The sequence below is a fragment of the Streptomyces sp. SM1 genome (assembly GCF_002910825.1).
Taxonomy (GTDB): domain Bacteria; phylum Actinomycetota; class Actinomycetes; order Streptomycetales; family Streptomycetaceae; genus Streptomyces; species Streptomyces okerensis.
This window is the reverse complement of record NZ_NEUB01000104.1, coordinates 1-2,098: the sequence shown is the minus strand read 5'-3', so window position 1 is coordinate 2,098 and position 2,098 is coordinate 1. Positions and strand designations below refer to the sequence as shown.

Sequence of the window (2,098 nt, the reverse complement as noted above, 5' to 3'; positions counted from 1 at the left end):
CAGGGACGGGGAGGCATCGCGTGGGCGGTGAGCGCGCGGGGCGCGGCCGGGGCATATCGGTGCGGAAGGCGGCGTACGCGGCCGGCGGGGCCGTGCTGCTGGCCGGATGCGCGTCGATGCCCGACAACGGTGATCTGCGGGGCGTCGAGTCCACGCCGCGGCAGGACGCCCAGGTGCGGGTGTTCGCCATGCCGCCGAGCGAGGACGCCACCCCCACACAGATCGTCCAGGGCTTTCTGGAGGCTCTGACCAGCGACGATCCGGACTACAAGACCGCGCGGCAGTATCTGGCCCCCGAGGCGGCGAAGACCTGGCGGCCGGAGCTGTCCACCACCGTCCTGTCGAACGGGCCGGCCGCCCACGCCGACCGTCCGGACCAGGAGGACACCGGCGCCCTCTCCTACACGCTCAGCGGCACCAAGGTCGCCACCGTGGACGAACAGCAGTCGTTCGCGCCCGACTCCGGGCGGTACGACAAGATCGTGCACCTCACCAAGGACGCGAAGAGCGGACAGTGGCGCATCGACGCGGTGCCGCAGGGCGTCGTCATGGGCAAGTCGGACTTCCAGCGCAACTACATGTCCGTCAACAAGTACTACTTCGCCTCGAACCACACGTCGACCACCGCCACGGAGCTGCCGATGGCGGTCGCCGATCCCGTGTACGTGCGCCGGCACGTCGACCCCACGACCCGGATGGTGCGCTCCCTCGTCGGCGGGCCCACCACCTGGCTGGACCCCGTCGTCCGGTCGAGTTTCCCCACCGGGACGGCGCTGCGGAAGGACGCGGGACCGCTCACACCGGACGACCGGGGCCGGCTGGCCGTGCCGCTCAACGACAGCGCCGCCGAGGTCGGCACCGGCCGGTGCGAGGAGATGGCCGCGCAGCTGTTGTTCACCCTGCGCGGACTCAGTCCCGCGGTGGAGGAGGTGGAACTGCGGTCCGGCGGCGGGCAGCTGTGCTCGCTCACCCGTGAGGGCGCCGAGACCGTGGCCACCCGGGGCGCGCTCTACCAGCCGGACTACCTGTACTTCGTCGACAAGGAGCGCCGGCTCGCGCGGATCGCCGCCGGCAGCAGCGACACGGACCCGGACCCCGTGCCCGGGGCGCTGGGCGAGGGCGCGACGGCACTGCGGTCGGTGGCGGTCGCACGCGACGAGCGCACTGCGGCCGGGGTCGCGCTCGACGGCAGGTCGCTGTTCGTCACCTCCCTGGTGTCGGGCAGCTCCCTCGGGGAGCCCGTGCTGAGCAGCCGGGGCAAGACCGAGGAGGACCGGCTGACCACACCCAGCTGGGACGCGCAGGGCGGGCTGTGGGTCGCCGACCGCGACCCGGGCAACCCGGGGCTGTACCTGCTGGAGGAGGGCAAGGGCGAGCCGATCGAGGTGCGGACCCCGGGACTGACGGGCCGGGTGCGGGCGGTCCGGGTGGCCGCCGACGGGGTGCGGATCGCGCTCGTGGTGGAGGACGGCGACCGCCGGTCCCTGCTGATCGGGCGGATCGAACGGACCGGGGCGGACGACGGTCCGGACGGCGCGCGGGGCGGGCGTCCGGCGGTCACCGTGCTGGAACTGCGCTCGGCGACGCCCGAGCTGGAGGAGGTCACGGCCATGTCGTGGGCCGGGGACAGCCGCCTCGTGGTGGTCGGGCGCGAGCACGAGGGTGTGGAGCAGATGAAGTACGTCGAGGTCGACGGCTCCACGCCGGACGTGTCGCCGCCCGCCGCCCTGACCGGCGTCAAGACCGTCACCGCCTCCGAGGACGAACTGGCACCGCTGGTGGCGTACTCCGTGGACGGGATCGTACGGCTGCCCTCCGGGGCACCGTGGCAGAGGGTGACGGAGGGAACGGCGCCCGTCTATCCGGGGTGAGCCGGGTGTCCGGCCCGGCCGGGGCGCGTGAGTTGTCCACAGGCGCGTGAGTTGTCCACAGGGGTGGCTGGGCGGGGCGGGCGGCTGCACAGTGGGCTCATGCGGGACTGGTGGCACGACCTCACCGACCTGGTGCTCCCGGCCGAGTGCGGCGGATGCGGCAGGCTCCGCACGGTCCTGTGCGCCGGGTGCCGTACGGCGCTGAGCGGGGCCCCGCCATGCCGGGT

Annotated in this window: 1 protein-coding gene and 1 pseudogene; both read left to right on the top strand. The window is 73.6% G+C overall.

Translation table 11 applies throughout. From position 1 onward, the window contains the following. Nucleotides 1–20 precede the first annotated feature (20 nt). A complete protein-coding gene (locus B9S61_RS02190; RefSeq protein WP_103540663.1) occupies nt 21–1,871 on the top strand; it encodes an LpqB family beta-propeller domain-containing protein in 1,851 nt (616 codons plus the stop codon). A 99-nt stretch (nt 1,872–1,970) separates the two neighbouring features. Then, nucleotides 1,971–2,098: pseudogene (locus B9S61_RS41985) on the top strand (ComF family protein); the annotation flags it as partial.